The organism is Aridibaculum aurantiacum (assembly GCF_017355875.1).
GTDB lineage: Bacteria > Bacteroidota > Bacteroidia > Chitinophagales > Chitinophagaceae > Segetibacter > Segetibacter aurantiacus.
On sequence record NZ_JAFEWC010000001.1, the window covers coordinates 311,424 to 332,507 of the forward strand.

The following is a 21,084-nucleotide window of genomic DNA, read 5'->3' on the forward strand; positions in this document are numbered from 1 at the left end:
GGCAAAGCTACAATACAAAACCATCATGCCATACCACCACATTGATGGGCGGAAACAGAAAGTTTATAAAACAGGAAAGCACCCAAATTGAGGTGCTTCCATTGAACCATGATTGCTTGCTTATTGCTTCATGAATTTCGTTGTGGTCCTGTTGTCGCCATTTTCCAATATCAACAGGTAGTTACCTGGAGCCAGCCTGGTTATATCGGCATTGGTAATGGTTGCACCTTGCTGCACCTGGAGAGATGTAACTGTTCTGCCATCGGCTGTTACTATGCGCAGTGTAGCGCCAGAAGTGGCTTTAGCATGTGTTACCACCAGGTTGTTAGCGGCAGGATTAGGATATACAGCTAAAGAGAAGCTGCTCTTATTGTTAATTGATATCGTTTTGCTGTAGTTGAACTTGCCATCTTTATCCACCACTTTCAGGCGGTAATATGAAATGCCTTGCAATGGTGCACGATCAGCAAATGAATAGTTGTTTACACCGATTGTATTTGCAGCAGCTGCATTACCTATTGCAGTAAATGCTCTTCCGTTAGCACTTCTTTCTACTTCGAAACGTTGCGTGTTTATTTCATTGGTTGTGGTCCATGAAGCTTTAGCTTCTTTGGTTGCACCCTCAGATAGTTTCACATCAAAAGCAAGAATACTGGCTGGTAAAGTACTATTACAAGTTTTTGTGAAATTCACTTTGTCGGCACCTGCATACATAGGAACAATCACCCTAACCTCTTCTGCTGTTAGTGGAGTATAGGTATAATAAGAAGATGGATTAAATACTGCAGCAGCATTTAATTCGTCAAACTTTACTGATCTCCCACCAGGATTTAGCATAGCAGGATTGATTTGCGCAGTGATAACAGGAAGTCCACTATCATCGTATGCATTTCCAACCTGCTTTAAACCAAACGCTGGATAATTACCCGTTTTAGAAGTGAATACGCCATCAGAATTATTTCCAAACACAGCTTTGAAATCAGTTACTGTTCTGTCAGCATACATTGCCCAGCGTGTGTTGAGGAAGAAATTATTTTCTGCAAAAACATTAGCGCTATTGGCTGCCACGATACCGTACAATCCTACATTTTCAGCCAGGTTGTTCAGTACGTGCACTTCACCAAAACGTACACGTGGATTACGCGAGTTGGTGTTCAGGAAGTGGTTGTTGATATAGGTAACCTTCAATCTGCCGGCGTCGGTACCGCCGTTATTATCAGAGTGACCAACAAGGCTGGTCTTCCAACTGTTGCGGAATACACACCATGAAATGGTAACAAAGCTTGCACCATCTTTTACATCGCAACCTCCGTCAGGATGTTCTGTATTTACAGGTCTTGTAGTAGGATGTCCAAAGGTGCAATGGTCAACCCACACGTGGTGCGTAGCAGTGCCACCTATATTGATACCATCATCATAATAATCCTGGAAGCTAATGTTGCGGATGATCAGGTTCCATGAACGCTTCACGTTGATACCGATCTTGAAAGTAACATTCGATTCGCCCATGAAAGTAAGATCACCTTGCTCAGGAATATCAAGCATAGAGTTACCGAAAACTTTAGCGCCATTGGTGCTTAGGGTTTGCGTACCATCATAAATTCCCTGCTTCAGCATGATCACCAGCGGTGCTTTCTTCATGCCGTTTACTGTAGTGTTATTTCTATAAGCCTGCTGGCGGTAGTACAATGCCTCGCACAGCTTGTTGAATTCTGCTGGTCCATTAATAGTAACGGTATCAGCTGCACATTGGCCACCACTTGTTGGTCCAGTGAAATTATCACCTGAAGTAGCAGCAAAACCTACCACTTTGTCGAAATCGAAAGTATAGGTAGAGGTGAATGATGCAGTAAGGTTCTTTGCTGCATTCATAGTAATGGTAGTGGAGGTACTGTTGCCAGTAGCATCGCCAGACCAGCCAGTGAATGTAGAGCCCAATACCGGAACTGCTGTAGCAGTTACAACTGTATTCTCAGCATATTCTCCACCAGGAGGATTTAGTTGTACTTGACCTATGCCATTCACTGTTACATTCAACTTGTATGTAGGTACTACTTCAAAATTTGCAACTATGTTTTTATCATTTGGAACAGTGATAATAATAGGGTTGGTAGTGCCGGTAAGATCGCCGCTCCAGTGGGTGAAACGTAAAGACGGAGAACTATTAGCCAGTAGCGTAACATTTTCTGTTTCAAAATATTTTTTGCTGGCTCTTTCAGGGCTCACTGTTACCGATCCGCCATTGGTAGCAGTAACGTTTAATGTATAACTATTACATGCTGCACCAGAAAGCAGGAGCTTATCCAAATTAGGGCCATCGGTACTATCCCAGGTGATCTTGATGTTATTGATGCCGGCAACCAGGCTAAGCGTTACAACCTCTTCCTTCCAATCATTGAAAGCAGTAGTAGGAGCAAAATTCAACAAGCCTACATAGTTGTCGTTTAAGAACAATTTTCCTTTGCGGGTTGTATCCGTAGCAAGCGCGTAAACAAATTTTGCTGTTTGTGTACTTGCCTGGCGTTGGCACACAGAGAAGGTGATATAGTTATCGCCGGTACTTAAAAAGTTGATGAAACCTGTTCCGGTGAAGCCAGTGTGGTTGCTGTTGATAGCACCAGTAAATTCTGCATGTTCTGCTTCATAGGTAGTGAAAACTGTATCAGGATTAACCTTTGTTACATTCACTGTCCATGTTTTTGTAGAATTGTCTTGTGCGGTAACGGTATACACTACAGGTGCAGAAAAATTTTGCGCTGCAGTGGCAGATGGCGAAACGGTAGCATTAGCCGACAAGGTGAAAATAGAAGGTGCTATACTGGTAAGTGCAGCCGTATGCGGCATTTGCACACTAATGGTTCCGGAAGCAGAATTGATAGAGGCAGAACCTAGTTGATCAGGAGAAAGTTTGAATGCTGTTATCTCTTTAGCAGACGATGCTACTTCAGATACAGTTACCGTCCATGTTTTAGTAGTAGTACCATCCTGTGCAGTTACTGTGTAAGCAACAGGGCTGGTAAAATTTCTTGCAGTGGTAGCAGAAGGAGAGATGGTAGCCTGGGAAGAGACACCAATGCTTTGTGGTACTACTGAAGTAAGCGGTGTGCCCAGTGGTACATTGATGGCTACTGTACCAGCTGCAGCGTTGATCACTTCATTACCTATTTGACCAGGTAATTTAAATGATGTGATGTTAGCTTCTGTACTAAGAGTAGTAGATGCATGTGCTACCAAGTCATGGATTTGAATATTACCACTTACCGGTTCTATACGTACAGTTATGGGAACTGTACTCTGTAGCACAGGGTAAAGCGTAGTAAGATTGAATGATTGTGCAGTGGATACTGATAGAGTGGTAGTGGCCACTGAAAAATCAGTATCACCATCTTTTTTATAGCGAATAGTTACAGTGCGTGCCGATGAAGAAGTTGATTTCATGTTCACCATAAGCATGCTACAGCTGGAAAGTTCCACCTGCATAAACTGGCCGGCATTTACCTGCACCATTCCCTGGCTACATATACCATCTTGTGCCTTGGTTGGACTAAGTGCTCCATTGGTAGTAATACCTGCAGGAAGCGAGTTGGTGTTGAAGGCTGTGTTGAATAGAACAGTTTGTGAAAATGCGGGCAGAGCAGATATGCTGATGCAGATCAGTATACCCATGAGTTTGGGTAGAATAGATTTCATACGACAAGTGTTTGTGAGAACTGAAACTAGATAATTGAATTATTTATCATGCATTAAATCTTCGGTATCGATGCCGGCAACGATTGCGTAACGAGCAATTGCTTATTTAGAAGGAAAAAGCACCTCGCATTGCTGTTAATTATCATGACTAATCATCTGAATTCTTAGTTTCAAGCTTCGGCATTCATCCACATAATTAATGTTCTCCGTCATAAAGCCAATAAAAAAGGCGGCCACTAAAGCCACCTTATTATAAATGATTGTTTGGTAACATTTTTAGAACTCACAATTCTTTGGAGTTCTTGCAAAAGGTATTACATCCCTGATGTTGCCCATGCCAGTTACAAACTGAACCATTCTTTCGAAGCCGAGGCCAAAGCCTGCATGTGGTACTGTTCCAAATCGGCGGGTATCCAGGTACCAGCTCATTTCATCTGCAGGAATATGCATTTCGCGCATGCGCTCTTCAAGTTTTTCCAGGCGTTCTTCCCTTTGCGATCCACCAACAATCTCACCAATGCCAGGAGCAAGTATATCCATGGCCGCAACTGTTTTGCCATCGTCGTTCAGGCGCATGTAGAAGGACTTTATATCCTTAGGGTAACCAGTAACAATAACAGGTTTTTTAAAATGCTTTTCTACCAGGTAACGCTCATGCTCACTTTGCAGGTCTATACCCCATTTTACTTCGTACTTAAACTTCTTCTTTTTATAAGCAGGACTTTCCAATAAGATGTTGATCGCCTCTGTATAGGTGATGCGTTCGAACTTGTTGTTCAATACAAACTCCAGCTTTTCTATCAGCCCAAATTCTTGCCTTTCGTTCTGTGGCTTTTGTTTTTCTTCTTCAGCCAAACGCTGGTCTAGGAATTCTATATCATCGCGGTTGTTATCCATGGCGTAGCGTATCAGGTATTGCATGAATTCTTCCGCCAGGTTCATATTGTCTTCTATGTCGCAGAAAGCCATCTCAGGTTCTACCATCCAAAACTCTGCAAGGTGGCGTGTTGTATTACTGTTCTCTGCTCTAAAAGTTGGTCCGAATGTATAGATTTCACTAAAAGCCATAGCACCCAGTTCGCCTTCTAATTGACCACTTACCGTAAGGTTGGTGCTTTTGCCAAAGAAGTCTTCTTCGTAATTAATAGTTCCGTCTTCTTTACGTGGAGGGTTATCATGTGGAAGTGTTGTAACCCTGAACATCTCACCAGCACCTTCTGCATCGCTTGATGTGATGATAGGCGTATGCAGGTAGATAAATCCTTTTTCGTTGAAGAATTTATGAATAGCAAATGCCAGTGCATGGCGTACACGAAATACAGATCCGAATGTATTGGTGCGGAAACGCAGGTGTGCTTTCTCACGCAAAAATTCCAGGCTGTGCTTCTTCGGTTGCAAAGGATATTTCTCAGCATCGCTATCACCAAGTATTTCTACAGCACTTGCTTTTATCTCTACCTTTTGTCCTTTACCCAACGATGCCACCACATGGCCGGTTACTTTCAGCGAAGCACCGGTTGTAATTCTTTTTAATGTGGCCTCATCCAGCATTCCCAGCTCTATTACTACTTGCAGGTTGTTATTGGTACTGCCATCGTTCAAAGCCACAAACTGGTTATTCCTAAATGTTCTTACCCATCCCATTACCGTTACTTCATGGCCTGTTTGCTCCGATTGTAGCAGGTCTTTTACCTTCACCCTGTTGTTAAACATATTGCGTTTTTTAAAAGTGCGGCAAAGATAAGGAGTTACGCCACTTGCAGTTTTTGATACTCTACCGGCTGATCTGCCTATAAAATGGATGGCGTATTTTTTGTGAAGCTGTTATTTTTGCTCATAGCTACTGCCATACTTATTAATGGTCCACATGTTTTTCAACTCAATCATCTACTTCTTCAAATCATATTCATGCAAATAGACTTGCAACAAAAGTTCTTTGGTAATTCTGTACAGCAATACCTGGTAGCATTAGCTGCTATCGTGATAGCATTTCTTGTATTGCAAATGGTGAAGCGCTGGCTGCTGCAATTGGTAAAAAATTACACCGGTAAAACCAGCAGTAAATACGATGACGTAATGGTAGTGCTGGTAGAAAAATTTGCCATTCCTTACATATACCTCGTTGTCAACTTTAATATTATCAGGCACCTGGTGCTGCCGCCTCGGCTAGACAGGATACTTGATGTTGCCCTTACCATCATCACTGTCATATTTGCTGCAAGGCTCATCAATCACACGCTCCACTTCAGCCTGAAAACATATATGGAAAAGCGTGACGAGGGCCCTGCACGCATGAGGCAGTTGAGTGGCATTTTGATGGTAGTGAAAGTGATCGTATGGGCGTTAGGCATCCTGTTCTTTTTAGACAATGTAGGTTATGATGTAACTACTGTAGTTGCAGGTTTGGGAGTCGGTGGTATTGCCATTGCGCTGGCAGCACAAAACATCCTCGGCGACCTTTTCAGCTACTTTGTAATATTCTTTGACAAGCCTTTTGAGATAGGTGATTTTATAGTGGTGGGAGATAAAATGGGAACAGTAGAGCGCATAGGTATTAAAACTTCCCATGTCCGCAGCCTGTCGGGCGAACAACTGGTAATGCCCAATGCCGACCTTGTAAAGTCAACCATTCACAATTTTAAAAGAATGGAAAGGCGGAGGGGGATTTTTAAAGTTGGTGTTGCCTACGATACGCCAATAGAGCTGTTACAACAGATACCCGGCATCATTTCCGAAGCCATACTTGCCAGTGGAGATACAGTGGTTGATCGTTCTCACATGCAGGGCCTGGGCGAGTTCAGCATCAATTTTGAAACGGTTTATTTTATCAATTCTGCGGAATATGGTGTTTTTGCTGATGTGAACCAGGCAACGATCATGCGGGTTTTACAGCAGTTCAGGCAACTCGGAATAGAAATTGCATACCCCACTCAGAAGTTATTTGTGCAGGCAGAGAAAGCTGAAAAACAGGGAAATTCCGGTGTTTCACAGCTTATCAGCAGTACAAACGACCCATTACTGAACCAGGCTAACAACGCTGAAAGTGAGAAATAGCCTCTGTTACAGCACGTTTTTAGATGCAAACAGGCTGTGGAGGCCGAAAAGTGGTGAAAATTTTTGAATTTGTAAAATACTAGCGTAAAATTGCAACCGGAATTAGGCTGAACAGGAACAACCACTCTTTTACTTTTCAGTTTTTCAATCCACTTTTCATTTCAAATAATTTCCTTTTTTACGATTGTATCCTCTTTTTTGAGATTAATTATCAACAACGTTTATGTACGACATTTTGCAATTGAACGACATGCTTGTTCCAGAACTATTGGATATTGCTGACCAACTTAAAATACCGAATGCTAAAAAACTGGATAAACAAGAGATGATCTATAAAATATTAGATCAGCAAGCTGTGTCCGCATCTGAAACCAAAGAACCATCTGCAGAAAAAGGTGGCCGCCGCAAAAGAGTGGTAAAAGCTAACACAGCCAATACCACAGAAGAAGCAGAGGTGATGAGTGGAGAGGAAGAGACCAATCAAAATAACAACGACCAGAAAGATAATAAAGGCGGCAGACGTGGCCGTAAGCCTAAAACTAAGGAACCGGTTCAGGCGAGCATAGAAGATGCTATAGCAGCTGAGAGCAACCAGGCATCTTCAGAACAAGAGCCTGCAGTGGAGGCATCTGAAGAAAATACTACTACCGGTGTAGGTACAAATACTGCAACAGAAGAAGTGCAGCAAGAGCGCCCACAGCATCAACAGCAGCGCCACCAGCACCAGCGTCGTGAACCCTCTTTCAATATTGAATTTGACGGTGTAATACAAGGCGAAGGTGTATTGGAAATGATGCCTGACGGCTATGGCTTCCTTCGCTCTTCAGATTACAATTATCTTTCTTCTCCTGATGATGTGTATGTTTCTCCTTCGCAGATAAAATTGTTCGGCTTGAAAACGGGTGACACTGTTTTCGGATCAGTTCGTCCTCCTAAAGAAGGTGAGAAGTATTTCGCTCTTCTAAAGGTTGAAACAATCAATGGTAAAGGACCTGAAGAAGTAAGAGACCGTGTACCTTTCGATTACCTGACGCCACTTTTCCCTTACGAAAAGCTGAACCTTTTTACTACATCTAACAATTATAGCACAAGAATAATTGATCTTTTTGCGCCAATAGGTAAAGGCCAGCGTGGACTGATAGTAGCCCAGCCAAAAGTGGGTAAAACAGTTTTACTTAAAGAAGTGGCCAATGCCATTGCTGCCAATCATCCTGAATGCTACCTGATGGTAGTGCTGATAGACGAACGCCCGGAAGAGGTAACCGATATGGAGCGTAGTGTAAAGGCAGAAGTGATCGCTTCTACTTTTGACGAGCCTGCAGAGAAGCACGTAAAAGTGAGCAGTATTGCATTGCAAAAGGCAAAACGCCTGGTGGAGTGCGGTCACGATGTAGTGATATTGCTGGATAGTATCACCCGTTTGGCAAGAGCTCATAATACAGTAGCGCCTTCAAGTGGTAAAGTATTAAGTGGTGGTGTGGAAGCAAATGCCATGCAGAAGCCAAAGCAATTTTTTGGAGCTGCACGTAAAATAGAACATGGCGGATCTTTAACCATTCTTGCAACTGCACTTATTGAAACAGGTAGTAAAATGGATGAGGTGATTTTTGAAGAATTCAAAGGAACTGGTAACATGGAATTGCAGTTGGATCGCAGGCTTGCTAACCGCCGTATTTTTCCTGCTATCGATCTTGTTTCTTCATCTACCCGCCGCGACGATCTTTTACTTGATAAGGAAACACTGCAGCGTATGAATATTCTTCGTTTGTACATCAACGATATGAATACAGAAGAAGCTATGAATGAGCTGCTGAAACGTATGCGTGGTACAAAAGATAACAACGAGTTCCTGGCAAGTATGAATGGTTAATCCTTCTCTTGGTAAACTCTTAATTGTTCCAATTCTTAAACTAACATTTTATATGAAAAAAGGAATTATCACATTGGCTGCGGCAGTTATTGTTTTTGCAAGCTGTAGCAACCCTAATTCATCTACCATAGCCGAACAGGATCCTGGTTACGCTAATTCTTTCAAGAATGCACACAAGGAAGCCGAAGAGCATTTTGTGAAGCCACCTGCAGATGGGACTAAATCTGAAGACCAGGTAGTTGATACTGTACGTTCAGGAGCACATGCAGCGGATACTACGCAGCAACATTAGTAGAATAAATTATTCTTTCAATAAAGCCACCCTAGCGGTGGCTTTTTATATTGTACAACCTGAAGAATTTGTCTTTTACATCTATCATCCAAAGTAGTGTGTCGTGGTTGTCGTTGCCTGTTTTATCAAAGGTTCCAATCACTAATGCTTGCCTGCTGTCAATCCATTTAGCATTAATTATTTCGCTGGAAGGTCCTACAAACATGAGCCTTGTACGTTCTTGTTTTTTTGGTTCTATTAGTGCCAGTTCCGAGTCTGGTGAGCCTGCTTCAAGCTGTGTTTTTCCTTGTGCATTTTTGGTTACAACAGTACCATACGAACCAATGTCTATTATGTAATTACTGTCTGCTGACCAGCGGAGTACCGGAGCATAATCAGAATAAAATTCATTGGATGGTGTAAATGGAGAAACCATCAGGCTGTCATCTTTCCAAAATTCTTCCAGCTTCATTTTAGCCGGTAGATCTGCTGCTTTAAGTGTTTGCTGCATCCAGTCATTTATGCCTGCAGACACTATCAGCGTGCTGTCTTCCTGGTAAATATTTGTCGCTGCAGTTGCTGTATCAGCCTTAGGCTCTGTAGCCGGTTTATTTTTACAACTTACTGCCAGTGCAATAAGTGCTATGACTATGGTTCTTCGCATGCCGCTTATTTCAGCTAAGCTACCACAATCAGTAGTAAGAGAAACCGCAGTGGCTTACATTTACAAATACAGTAACTTGATTTCATTGAACCACATATTTACGCAAGGTGTATGGCTATTCATAAGATAGATGTAGAGAGATTATTAGAACTGAGAAATGAACTGCCGGTGCTTGATGTACGATCACCTGGTGAATATAAACATGCACATATACCAGGTGCTGTTTCACTTCCTTTGTTTACTGATGAAGAGCGAAAAGTAATTGGCACCTGCTACAAGCAGGAGAGCCGCGAAAAAGCCATCAAGATCGGCCTCAATTATTTTGGTCCTAACATGGTTGCAATGGTAGAGCAGGCTGAAGCTATCAGCAGTCAATATGGTGATACTAAAAATCTGTTAGTACACTGCTGGCGTGGCGGCATGCGAAGTTCTGCTGTGGCGTGGCTGCTTAACTTGTATGGCTTTGAAATATATCTACTTGAAGGCGGATATAAACGCTTTAGGAATTGGGTTATTCAGCAGTATGAAAAGCCGTATAGACTAAATGTGTTAGGTGGATATACAGGTAGTGGTAAAACATATGTTTTGCAGCAAATGGATCGTGCAGGCAAAGCAGTGCTAGATCTTGAAAGCCTGGCCTGCCACAAGGGTAGTGCCTTTGGTGCTATCAATATGCCTGCTCAGCCAAGCCAGGAAATGTTTGAGAACCTGCTTTCTGTTGAGTTGCAAAAACTGGAACAACATGCAGGCGAAGATGGTATATGGGTGGAAGATGAAAGCCAAAGAATAGGTTCAGTAAATATTCCAATGTCTTTCTGGACGCAATTGCGGATATCACCAATTTATTTTCTTGATATACCTTTTGAAGAACGGCTGAAGCATATTGTATCAGGATATGGTAGTGGTCAGAAAGAGCAACTGGTAAATGCTATTATTCGTATACAAAAACGTTTAGGCGGATTAGAAACAAAAACCGCTATAGGTTTTCTTCTTGAAGATAATTTCATAGAAAGTTTTCGCGTGCTTCTGTCGTATTACGATAAGCAATACAACAAAGGTTTGCACAACCGTGAAAACCTGGAAAGCCTGGTTGATAAAATAGCATTTTCAACTGTTGACCCTGTTGCTATTGCACAACATTTAATGCAGCTGCAAACAAGAAGTACTTCAATGGAATTGCAGCATGGAAGTTCAAGTTGATCATTAGTTTTTGCACCACTTTTCTTCTTCTAAAAATCATTTAACTGGTTTTATTTGTAGCTACTCCAGCAGTTACATTATTAAAAATAAAATCTAGACGAACATCAGGCTGTGGTGCAGCATTGTTGCATAGCTTAGCGCAAATTTTAATTTAAATGAAGAAATTTTTCGTTTCGATTGCATTGCTGTTAACCGTATGCACCTCAAGAGCTACGGAAGGCATGTGGCTTCCTTTGTTGCTGGGCGAGCAAGTGTACAGCGACATGGTTAGAAAAGGTCTTAAGCTTAAAGCTGATCAACTGTATAGCGCCAACAAATCATCGCTTAAAGACGCTATTGTAATTTTTGGTAACGGATGTACGGGTGAGATAGTAAGCAGCCAGGGTTTGTTGTTTACTAACCACCACTGTGGCTATGGCCAGATTGCAGCAGCAAGTACTGTAGAGAACAACTACCTGCGCGATGGTTTCTGGGCTGCAGACAAAACAAAAGAAATACCTAATAAAGGTCTTACTGTTCGCTTTCTTAGCAGCATCAGTGATGTAACTCGCAGGGTGAATGATAGCCTTGGTTCATTGGCAGGTGCAGAGCGTGCATCTCGTTTGAGCCGCGTACAAGCTAACATAGCAAGAGAGATTGCCGGCGATAATGAATTCAAAACTGCTGTAGTAGCAAGCATGTTCAAAGGCAACCAATTCTTCTTATACGAATACGATGTATTTAAAGATGTTCGTTTGGTAGGTACGCCTCCGGAGAGCATTGGTAAGTTTGGTGGCGATACAGACAACTGGGAGTGGCCACGTCATACAGGCGACTTCTCTGTGTTTCGTGTGTACATGAGTGCTGATGGTAAGCCAGCCAACTACAGTGTGAACAACGTGCCTTACAAGCCTAAGCATCACCTTCCTGTTTCTATTAAGGGAGTAAAAGATGGCGATTATGCAATGATCTTTGGATACCCTGGTGGTACCAACAGGTACGAAACTTCTGCAGGTATAGAACTGGCTACATCTATCAACAATCCTACACTTGTAAAGCTGCGGGATATGCGCCTGAAGTACATGATGCAGGAAATGGTAAAAAGCCCTGCTACCAAACTTCAGCTTGCATCTGAGTATGCTTCTGTTGCTAACTACTGGAAGTTTTTTGATGGTGAAACAAAGCAACTTCAGAAGTATGATGTTTACGGTCAGAAGCAAAAAGCAGAGCAGGAATTTATTAATTGGGCAAGAGGCAAAGCAGAGTATGAGAACATCTTCAATGATGTGAACAAAGCTTATAAAGAATGGCAGCCTTATGCATTGCACCGCCAATATATTTTAGAAGGTGTAGGAGCTGCTAAAATAGTTCAAGCTGCTGCCAGCCTTCAAAACCTGGAAGCGCAGCTAAAAAGGCAAGATGCTAAGCCTGCAGATATTCAAGCCGCAATTGCAGCTGCAGAAAGAGCAAGGCAGAACTACCACGAGAATACCAACTTCAAAGCTGATGAAAATATACTGGCAGCTGCAGTTATGATGTTCTACAACGACGTGGATAAGAACCAACAACCAAAAGGTTTTTACGAAGATCTTTTCCGCAAGTACAGCAGCATTGAAGCAAGTCCTTACCGTGCTTTTGCATCTAATGTTTATGGCAACAGCATGCTGGTTGATAACGGCAAGTGGGATGCTTTTAAAGCAAATCCAACATTGCAAACTTTACAGGCAGATCCTGCTTTTCAAATTGTAGAAGCGTTTATCAAAAACTACAACAATACCATAGCACCTCGCTATGCAACGTTCACTGCGCAGAACAATGAATTAGGTAGGTTATATCTGAAAGGCATAATGCAAATGGATCCTAAGCGTGCAAAGCAAATGTATCCTGATGCAAACTTCACTATGCGTGTTAGCTATGGCAATGTAAAAAGCTATGCTCCGCGCGATGCTGTTCATTATGATTATGTAACTACTATGAGTGGTGCAATGGCTAAATATGTACCTGGTGATTACGAGTTCGACCTGCCTCAGCGTTTTGTTGAATTATATAAAGCAAAAGACTTTGGTCGTTATGCTGATCCACGTGAGAATGATGTTGTGGTTGGCTTCATTACTACAAATGACATTACAGGTGGTAATTCTGGTTCACCGGTTATAAATGCTCGTGGAGAATTGATTGGTCTTGCTTTCGATGGTAACTATGAAGCGCTTAGCCACAAGCTAAAATTTGATGAAGACCTTAATCGTACCATCAATGTAGATATACGCTATGTTCTATGGTGTATAGAAAAATTAGGTGGCGCAAAGCATATTGTAGATGAATTGACTATTGCTAAATAGTACTTACTAACCCAACCACTAATTACCCTCTTCATTTATTTGAAGAGGGTTTTTTTATTTAGGCCATTTTAATTATTCAATAAAAAAATTAAAGGAAGATAAATCCAACATGACAAGCGGTGCGTAGATGAAGCAAATCACACAACAATTAAAAATCAAAAAACAAGAACATGAAAAAAGTAATTTTTGCACTAGGTTTTGCTGCGTTTATATCTACAGCAATTAATGCACAGGAGAAGACTGTAATGGTAGGTGGTGCTGCTATGTATCCTTCTAAAAACATTGTACAGAATGCAGTTAATAGTAAAGATCATACTACGCTGGTAGCAGCTGTTAAAGCAGCAGGATTAGTAGAAACATTACAAGGTGCAGGTCCGTTCACTGTATTCGCGCCTACCAACGCTGCATTTGATAAACTACCTAAAGGAACAGTGGAAACACTTGTGAAGCCAGAGAACAAAAGCACGCTTACATCTATTCTTACTTATCATGTAGTACCAGGAAGAATTAGCAGTGCTGACCTGGTAAAGATGATAAAACAAAATGGCGGTACTTTTTCTGCTAAAACTGTAGAAGGAGATGAAATAACTTTTATGCAAAAAGGCAACAATATCTTTTTGAAAGATGCAAAAGGTAATAAAAGCAAAGTGACAATAAAAGACGTTAACCAGAGCAATGGAGTAATTCACGTTATTGACACAGTAGTTATGCCAAATAGCTAGTTCAGTATGGTTGTACAGATGGATGGGGGGCTATTTTTAGCCTCCCTTTTTTATTTGTTTTTCTCCATAATAATTGAAAGCATTTGCAATGCATGATGAATTCGTATAAAGTTAAACTTAGGTTCTTCCTACTATCACTTATTTTGCAGCCTCAAATAAAGAGAGGCAGTTGAAACGATTTCTATATTTTATTCCCGGTATTACATGGTGGTTGATTTGCACGGTGCTTTTAGTTATACCTGGAAACGAACTGCCTTCCACTAATATCAAAATTCCCTTCTTCGATAAGATTGTTCATCTGGGAATGTTTGCACTCATGACCTTTTTGTTTTCTTATCCTTATATCAAAGTTTCTAAAACTGCGGCAGAAGTGAAAGCCTACATACTTGCTATTGCACTTTATGCATTGGCTTTTGGTATAGCTATGGAATTTGTTCAAAAGTATCTTGTGGCCAACCGTTCTTTTGATGAGGTAGATATACTTTTCGACGCATTAGGCTGCGCAACAGGAGCATGGTTTAGTTGGGTTGTATACAAAAAAATAGGCCCCGATAGAAATCGGGGCCGCAACCAAAACTAACTGCTTATGAGAATCGTCGACTGTTTCCAGTCTTAATATTTTGAAGGTCCTTCGACCTGTATTTGAAAAATCAAAGTTACAACTTCCACCTAGTTCCTGCTGTTAAGAGCTTGTAAAACGAATTTTAAAATTCACTTAATGCAGTCGGCTGGAACCTGAAACTGTTTTAAGAACTTCTGTACTTATATATAAACAAGCACTAGGCCAAAATGAATAAAAGTTGTGAAAGAAATGTTAATGCTCTAGTGGCAGCTGATATTATTAGTTTCAGAAGCTAGCAATGGACTCAGGTAAGGGATGTTCAGGTTTAGACCACGAAGAATGAGGAGCACAGCCATGGTAGCCACTACATACGGAACCATTCTTTTGATGGTGTTGCGGGTGCTAAGGTTGATGATGTAGCCAAAATAAGATAGCAGGAACAGCGCCGGGAAAGTGCCCGCTCCAAAACTTGCCATAAATCCTGCCGCACCTCCTATACTGCCGGTAGCCAGGGCACCGGTTACTGCCATATAAACCAACCCACAAGGAAGCAGGCCATTTGCCATACCCAACAAATACATACTCGCCACTGAAGGAGAGGTAAGGAATATTGAAACTAGTGATTGTACAAACAGCTGCACTTTACCATATCCTGGTAAGTGAAAGAGTGGTTTACCTGCTGCACCTTGAATAACGATGATAAGAATGGTGATACCTGCTATAATCGAAAACCATTGCTGGAAGCCTGCTATATGGATCTGGCGGCCCAATAAGCCAAACAGCACACCAATGATGCTGTAAGTGGTAATGCGGCCAGCATTGTACAGCAAAATGCCAGCTGCTTTTTTTGCACCATTCAAATGCTGCGTAGGTAGCGAAAATGCAATAGCACCACACATGCCTACACAGTGAAAGCTGCTAACCAACCCTAAAGCAAAAGCAGATATAATAACAGTTACTGACATTAGTTTACCTCGATGAACTTTTCAGTGTGAAAATGATCGTCGCCTGCCTGCCAGCTAAGTTTAAGCGTATAATTGGCCCTGGCCAGCCTGCTCTTCTCTATTACAAACTGCCCTTGCTCATTTACCTGCAACGGAAGCTTCCTATCGCTGGAGGCATTGGTGGCGCAGTAGAACCATGCTTCGCCGGTAAGCACCAGCCCTTGCTGCTCTTTAGGCATGGTAATGATCACCTGGTTGTCGCTGCCAGTAATAACAACATCTGTTATCTTATTGGCGTTGTTCATGCCATCGATCTTGTCCTGGTAGCGCAGCTCATCTGCATAATAATCTTTTGAAACCAGTTCTATGTTTTGCTTCATACATAGGTATACCAGCGTGCCCATTAATGCGGCAAAGGCTACAAATACTGCCACTAATCTATTACCCCAACTCATAGTTTATAATTTTAAATCTTTAATCGGCCACAGGGCCTAAGAAATTTGTTGATACTGTTGCCAATTTTTCTTCGCCATTATATAATCCAACGCTCAGTTTGGTCTTTCTTTCTTTTACCGTTTGCCTTGGCAGCACAACAAAGAAAGATCCGCTGCCTTGTCCTTCTTGCGCTATTTCAATGAATGGTTTTCCTATCACTTCTATCTTGCCTGTGGCATCTTCCAGCTTTACCGTCAGGTTTATGGGTTCGGTAGTTTTATTAGCCAGCTTTATGTTGTAAAGGTTTGAAATGCTATCTGTTCCTCTTTCCTGGTAGAGCATGCCAGGTGTACGCATTACGGTGGCATCTACATCTTTTCGGGTAAATAATATAGCTGCTAGAATAAGCACCACAATGCCGCAAAGCAGTGTATACATTTTCATGCGCGATGTATAGTGAAGCGGCTGACCCGTCTCTATACTATTTTCACTTGCGTAACGGATCAAACCCTTAGGCTTGCCTATCTTCTCCATTACATTATCGCAGGCATCAATACATGCTGTACAACCGACGCATTCCATTTGTACACCATTGCGTATATCAATTCCGGTAGGACAAACATTCACACACTGGAAGCAATCAATGCAATCGCCAAAATCATTTGCTTCAAATTTTTTAGCAAGTCCTCTTGGCTCACCACGTTTATAATCGTAAGCCACCACCATTGAATTCTTGTCGAGCAATACGCCCTGCAGCCTGCCGTAAGGACAAACTACTGTGCAGGCATACTCGCGGAAATAAGCATAAACTGCATAGAACACGATGCTAAAAAGAATGATGGCAGAAAAACCTACCACATGCTCTGATACCGGTTCTGATATGATCTCACCCAGTTGTTTGATGCCAATGACATAGGATAGGAAAAAGTTAGAGATGATGAACGCCAGGGCAAAAAACAGGATATGCTTTACTGATTTTTTAAAGATCTTCTTACCTGTCCAGGGTGCTCTGTCCAGCATCTTTTGCCGGTTCCTGTCGCCCTCTACCAGGTATTCCAACTTTCTGAACATCATTTCCATGAAGTTGGTTTGAGGGCAAGCCCAGCCGCAGAATAATCTTCCAAATGCAGCGGTGAAGAGAATGATGAAAAAGATAAATGCGATCATTCCCAAGCCAAAAATGAAGAAGTCCTGCGGCCAGAAAACTTTTGTAAACAAGATGAACTTAGCTTCTGTGATATTGAAAAGAAAAAGCGGCCGTCCATCAATATGTAAGAAGGGTGTACCAAAAAATAAGGTGAAATAGATCCAGCTTAACCTGGTGCGCCACTTATAGAATTTTCCTTTAGGTTTTTGTGCAAAGACCCATTTTCTTTTTCCTGTTTCATCTACAGTTGCTATCCTGTCCCTGAAACTTTCCACACTGATCTTTTCTATATGTTCCTTTGCTGTTATCATTATCTGTTAGCTGCTAACTTATTATCGGGTGCTTTAGTACTATCAGCAGTTGGTTGTGTTTCTTCGGTATACAATTCGCCTTGAGGTTCTTTTGGATTAGCTGGTTTGGTGCCATGCAGTGACTTGATATAACTGGAGATATTCGCAATCTGTACAGGTGAAAAATCATCCTTCCAGCTCTTCATTCCTTTTTCGGGTACACCGTATTTTATCACTTTAAAAACATCCTTCACACTTCCTTTGTGCAGCCAGTAGTCATCTGTTAGGTTTGGTCCTACTATACCACCACCTTCTGGTCCATGACAAGCAGCACATGATGCTCCAAAGAGTTTTTTGCCTTCAGCTAGTGCACCTGCGTCTGTTATAAGTGTTACCGTATTCTCATCTACTTTATTAGCTGCTTTTTTCAAATATTCTTCCTGTGCGGCTTCAGCCTTAGCCATTGCAATTGCATACTCCTGCTCGCTTGATGGACCTGTACCTGATACATGAAAACGGTAGATATAAACAAACGAGAAAATGATGCAGGCATAAAATCCGTATAGCCACCACTTAGGAAGATCATTGTCTAACTCGCGTATGCCATCGTACTCGTGACCCAAGACGATCTTCTTTTCTTCGTGTGCCGGCTTAAAGCTGTTGGCTTTTTCCCACCATACTTTCCATGTTGGAATTTTTGCTTCTGCAGCTTCCGCTATCACTTCAGGTTTGTCTTTTGCCAGTAGTGTTCTTAGCTGTGCTACCAATACTACCAGCACCAGTAGCTCAAGTGCTATAATAGAAATCAGGATGAAAAATGTAGTAGCATACAAGCCTCCGTAAGTAGCAGGCTGAACAGCTGATGTAGCTTCTGCCGCATCCTGTGCAAAAGCTGCTGTAGAAATAACAAGCATAGCTAAAACCGATAGCACTTTAGTGGCATTGCCTGTTGCCTGTAATTTTTCTTTATGACGATCTACGTTTACTTGTGCCGCACCAATCACCACATTAGCTAATAATGCTATCGCTAGTAATAATGCTACTATAACTACGAGTAATATAACAGCTAATGAATTGCTTAGTACGGATGGCTGCGGTGGGCCTGCAGCAAATGCAGTTGCGGTTGCAAATAAAGAGCATCCAAATAATGCAGCCCCTTTCAACCCTATTCTTTTACCAGGAAATTTCATGTTCTAAAGGTTTTCTGTTTTTTATTTTTTGTCATCGCCATCCAGCGGGATGTTGCTTAGCACTTCTATCAGTTTTTTATCGGCACGTAGCGCCCACAGCGCCATGATGATAAAAAAGGTGAAGAAGATGAGAAATGAACTCATGCCGAATACATCTACTCCTGTTATTTTCTCTAGGTAGTTTATGAATTTCACGATCTGTGATTTTGAGTTTTGAGTTTCATGTGATGAAACTCCAAACTTGTTTATGATTTATAGAGCGTGTTACCTGCTCCTGTTTATTCTGCTGTACAAGTGAGTGACACAACGATGTTGCTATATGTACTGAAGCTGGTTCAACACATACCTACATCTACTTAAGATCTGCTACTTGTTTAGGTTCTGCTTTTATATCGGTGCCTACGCGCTGCAGGTAAGCTATCAAGGCTACTATTTCGCTGGTGCTGCTAGCTTCCAGCTTATCCTTCTTCAGGCTCTCTTTTATTTTGTTGGCCTGCTCCATGTAATCTTTAGTAGCTACTTTATCGTAACCTGCTTCGTAAGGAACACCGAGCGTTTGCATAGCACGTATTTTGGCAGGTATGATACTGGTGTCAACTTTTTTATCCATCATCCATGGGTAAGAAGGCATGATAGAACCCGGCGACATGCTCTGCGGCTCCAGCATGTGGTTGTAGTGCCAGCTATCAGGATACTTGCCACCTATACGGGCAAGGTCCGGACCGGTGCGCTTGCTTCCCCACTGGAAAGGATGATCGTAAATGAACTCGCCTGCTTTGCTATACTCGCCATAGCGTGCTACCTCGTCGCGGAAAGGGCGTATCATTTGCGAGTGACAGGTATAACATCCTTCCTGCACATACAGGTCGCGGCCATGCAGCTCAAGCGGAGTGTAAGGTTGTACAGATGAAATAGTAGGTACATTGCTCTTGATAAGGAATGTAGGAACGATCTCCAGGACACCACCTATCGCTACTGCTATGAGACTATACACCAACATTTGTACAGGGCGTCTTTCTATCCAGCGATGCCAGTGTTGCTTACCATGTACTTCTATTACTTTAGGTAATGGTGGCGCTTCTGCAGCTTCGTTGGCTACCAGTTTGCCTGCAGCTACGGTTTTATAAATGTTGTATATCATTATAAACACACCTACCAGGTAAAGCAATCCACCTACGCTACGTGTCATATACATAGGCAGAATGTGTGTTACAGTTTCAAGGAACTGGAACTTCAGCTGACCTTCTTCAGTGAAGGTCTTCCACATCATACTTTGTGTGAAACCAGCCCAATACAATGGCACTGCATACAGTACAATACCAATAGTACCTACCCAGAAGTGCGCATTGGCCAGCTTCTTAGAGTATAGGCTTGTTTTGAAAATTTTAGGGATGATCCAGTAAAGAACACCAAAGGTGAGAAAGCCGTTCCAGCCTAGTGCACCTACGTGTACGTGTGCTACTATCCAGTCAGTGTAATGAGCTATACCGTTCACATTTTTCAGGCTCAGCATCGGGCCTTCAAAGGTGGCCATACCATAACAGGTAACGGCTACTACCATGAACTTCAATACTGCATCCTCACGCACTTTATCCCATGCGCCACGTAGGGTAAATAAACCATTCAGCATACCTCCCCATGATGGAGCAATCAGCATAACACTGAATACCACTCCAAGGCTTTGTGCCCAATCAGGTAGTGCAGTGTACAACAGGTGGTGAGGACCTGCCCATATATAAATAAAGATGAGCGCCCAGAAGTGAATGATAGAAAGACGGTAGCTGTATACCGGGCGATTGGCTGCCTTAGGAAGGAAGTAATACATCAGGCCCAGGTAAGGAGTAGTAAGGAAAAATGCTACTGCATTGTGCCCGTACCACCACTGTACCAGCGCATCCTGTACACCTGCATACCAGCTATAGCTTTTGAAGAATGTAACAGGAATCTCAAAAGAGTTTACAATGTGCAGCATAGCTACCGTAACCCAGGTGGCTATATAAAACCATATAGCTACATATAAATGACTTTCCCTGCGCTTGATGATGGTGCCAAACATATTGATACCAAACAATACCCAGATAAGTGTGATAGCAACATCAATCGGCCATTCTAATTCAGCATATTCTTTACCGGTAGAATACCCTGCCAGTAAGGTGATGGCTGCAGCGACTATGATCAGCTGCCATCCCCAGAAATGTATTTTACTAAGTGCATCGCTAAACATGCGCGCTTTACACAGGCGCTGCAGCGAATAGTACACGCCCATGAAAATTCCATTACCTACAAAAGCAAAAATCACTGCATTGGTATGCAATGGTCTTACGCGTCCAAAGGTGGTTGGGGCAAAATTGAAATTGGCCGCCGGTAAAAACATTTGCACCGATGCCAGTAAACCTACCAGCATACCTACGGCACCCCATAATATGGTAGCATAGGCAAACATCTTTACGATGCGATTGTCATAATAAAATTTTTCTACTTGCATTTTTTTTATGTGTTTCCTGGATTTACTTGATTGAAAGTTTGATGAAAGCCCGTTGTTGTTCGTCCTGCAGAGGGGTTAGGGTTGAGAAGGAGGATCGTCAAACAACATTCTTACCGGCGGGCTTTGTTCATCATCAAACTGACCTTTTTTTACGCTCCATAAAAACGCCAGCAGGAACAGTCCTGCTACGGTTATACTTGCTATTAATAAAAGGAATATGACACTCATGATTTATTATTCAG

At 42.1% G+C, this 21,084-nt stretch carries 17 protein-coding genes; 7 read left to right on the top strand and 10 right to left on the bottom strand.

Annotated features, from left to right (window positions below; genetic code table 11):
• Positions 1-120: 120 nt before the first annotated feature.
• Both J4N22_RS01300 and asnS read right to left on the bottom strand, forming a co-directional pair.
• Positions 121-3,690 carry a pectate lyase family protein gene (locus J4N22_RS01300; RefSeq protein ID WP_207491899.1) on the bottom strand — a complete coding sequence of 1,190 codons (3,570 nt, stop codon included), beginning with the start codon at positions 3,688-3,690 and terminating at the stop codon, positions 121-123.
• 276 nt (positions 3,691-3,966) lie between these two features.
• Positions 3,967-5,403 (bottom strand): asparagine--tRNA ligase, encoded by a 1,437-nt coding sequence (gene asnS, locus J4N22_RS01305; protein WP_207491900.1) that lies wholly within the window; start codon positions 5,401-5,403, stop codon positions 3,967-3,969.
• A 195-nt stretch (positions 5,404-5,598) separates the two neighbouring features.
• Between asnS and J4N22_RS01310 the strand changes: the two genes are divergently transcribed.
• The 3 genes from J4N22_RS01310 to J4N22_RS01320 all read left to right on the top strand — a co-directional run bounded on the left by J4N22_RS01310 (position 5,599) and on the right by J4N22_RS01320 (position 8,906).
• On the top strand, positions 5,599-6,744 hold the full coding sequence (locus tag J4N22_RS01310) for a mechanosensitive ion channel family protein (protein WP_207491901.1): 1,146 nt from the start codon (positions 5,599-5,601) through the stop codon (positions 6,742-6,744).
• 223 nt (positions 6,745-6,967) lie between these two features.
• Positions 6,968-8,614, top strand: coding sequence for a transcription termination factor Rho (gene rho / locus J4N22_RS01315; RefSeq protein ID WP_207491902.1), 1,647 nt, complete (start codon positions 6,968-6,970; stop codon positions 8,612-8,614).
• 52 nt (positions 8,615-8,666) lie between these two features.
• A complete protein-coding gene (locus tag J4N22_RS01320) occupies positions 8,667-8,906 on the top strand; it encodes a hypothetical protein (RefSeq protein ID WP_207491903.1) in 240 nt (79 codons plus the stop codon).
• Positions 8,907-8,937: 31 nt separating this feature from the next.
• Here J4N22_RS01320 and J4N22_RS01325 read toward each other — a convergent pair whose 3' ends face one another.
• Positions 8,938-9,549, bottom strand: a complete 612-nt coding sequence (locus J4N22_RS01325; protein ID WP_207491904.1) for a hypothetical protein — start codon at positions 9,547-9,549, stop codon at positions 8,938-8,940.
• A 111-nt stretch (positions 9,550-9,660) separates the two neighbouring features.
• On the opposite strand from J4N22_RS01325, the gene mnmH reads away from it, so the two are divergent.
• From mnmH to J4N22_RS01345, 4 genes are all read left to right on the top strand, one after another.
• Positions 9,661-10,749 carry a tRNA 2-selenouridine(34) synthase MnmH gene (gene mnmH / locus J4N22_RS01330; RefSeq protein ID WP_207491905.1) on the top strand — a complete coding sequence of 363 codons (1,089 nt, stop codon included), beginning with the start codon at positions 9,661-9,663 and terminating at the stop codon, positions 10,747-10,749.
• Positions 10,750-10,904: 155 nt separating this feature from the next.
• A complete protein-coding gene (locus J4N22_RS01335; protein ID WP_207491906.1) occupies positions 10,905-13,067 on the top strand; it encodes a S46 family peptidase in 2,163 nt (720 codons plus the stop codon).
• 170 nt (positions 13,068-13,237) lie between these two features.
• Entirely contained in the window at positions 13,238-13,789 is a 552-nt protein-coding gene (locus J4N22_RS01340) for a fasciclin domain-containing protein (RefSeq protein WP_207491907.1), read from the top strand.
• Between the two features lie 169 nt (positions 13,790-13,958).
• Positions 13,959-14,369, top strand: a complete 411-nt coding sequence (locus J4N22_RS01345) for a VanZ family protein (RefSeq protein ID WP_207491908.1) — start codon at positions 13,959-13,961, stop codon at positions 14,367-14,369.
• A 242-nt stretch (positions 14,370-14,611) separates the two neighbouring features.
• Here J4N22_RS01345 and J4N22_RS01350 read toward each other — a convergent pair whose 3' ends face one another.
• The 7 genes from J4N22_RS01350 to ccoS all read right to left on the bottom strand — a co-directional run bounded on the left by J4N22_RS01350 (position 14,612) and on the right by ccoS (position 21,070).
• A complete protein-coding gene (locus tag J4N22_RS01350; protein WP_207491909.1) occupies positions 14,612-15,316 on the bottom strand; it encodes a sulfite exporter TauE/SafE family protein in 705 nt (234 codons plus the stop codon).
• Positions 15,316-15,750: a FixH family protein gene (locus J4N22_RS01355; RefSeq protein ID WP_207491910.1), complete on the bottom strand. Its 435-nt coding sequence runs from the start codon at positions 15,748-15,750 to the stop codon at positions 15,316-15,318. The genes J4N22_RS01350 and J4N22_RS01355 overlap by 1 nt, the downstream gene beginning before the upstream one ends.
• A 19-nt stretch (positions 15,751-15,769) precedes the next feature.
• Complete coding sequence (gene ccoG, locus J4N22_RS01360) at positions 15,770-17,188, bottom strand: cytochrome c oxidase accessory protein CcoG (protein WP_207491911.1); 1,419 nt, start codon at positions 17,186-17,188, stop codon at positions 15,770-15,772.
• Positions 17,188-18,357 carry a cbb3-type cytochrome c oxidase N-terminal domain-containing protein gene (locus J4N22_RS01365; RefSeq protein WP_207491912.1) on the bottom strand — a complete coding sequence of 390 codons (1,170 nt, stop codon included), beginning with the start codon at positions 18,355-18,357 and terminating at the stop codon, positions 17,188-17,190. Before J4N22_RS01365 ends, ccoG begins: the two co-directional genes overlap by 1 nt.
• 21 nt (positions 18,358-18,378) lie before the next feature.
• The gene (locus J4N22_RS01370; protein WP_207491913.1) at positions 18,379-18,552 is read right to left on the bottom strand and encodes a CcoQ/FixQ family Cbb3-type cytochrome c oxidase assembly chaperone; all 174 of its coding nucleotides are present in this window, start codon (positions 18,550-18,552) and stop codon (positions 18,379-18,381) included.
• Positions 18,553-18,709: 157 nt separating this feature from the next.
• Positions 18,710-20,842: a cytochrome-c oxidase, cbb3-type subunit I gene (gene ccoN / locus J4N22_RS01375; protein WP_207491914.1), complete on the bottom strand. Its 2,133-nt coding sequence runs from the start codon at positions 20,840-20,842 to the stop codon at positions 18,710-18,712.
• 75 nt (positions 20,843-20,917) lie between these two features.
• A complete protein-coding gene (gene ccoS / locus J4N22_RS01380) occupies positions 20,918-21,070 on the bottom strand; it encodes a cbb3-type cytochrome oxidase assembly protein CcoS (RefSeq protein ID WP_207491915.1) in 153 nt (50 codons plus the stop codon).
• Positions 21,071-21,084: the final 14 nt, after the last annotated feature.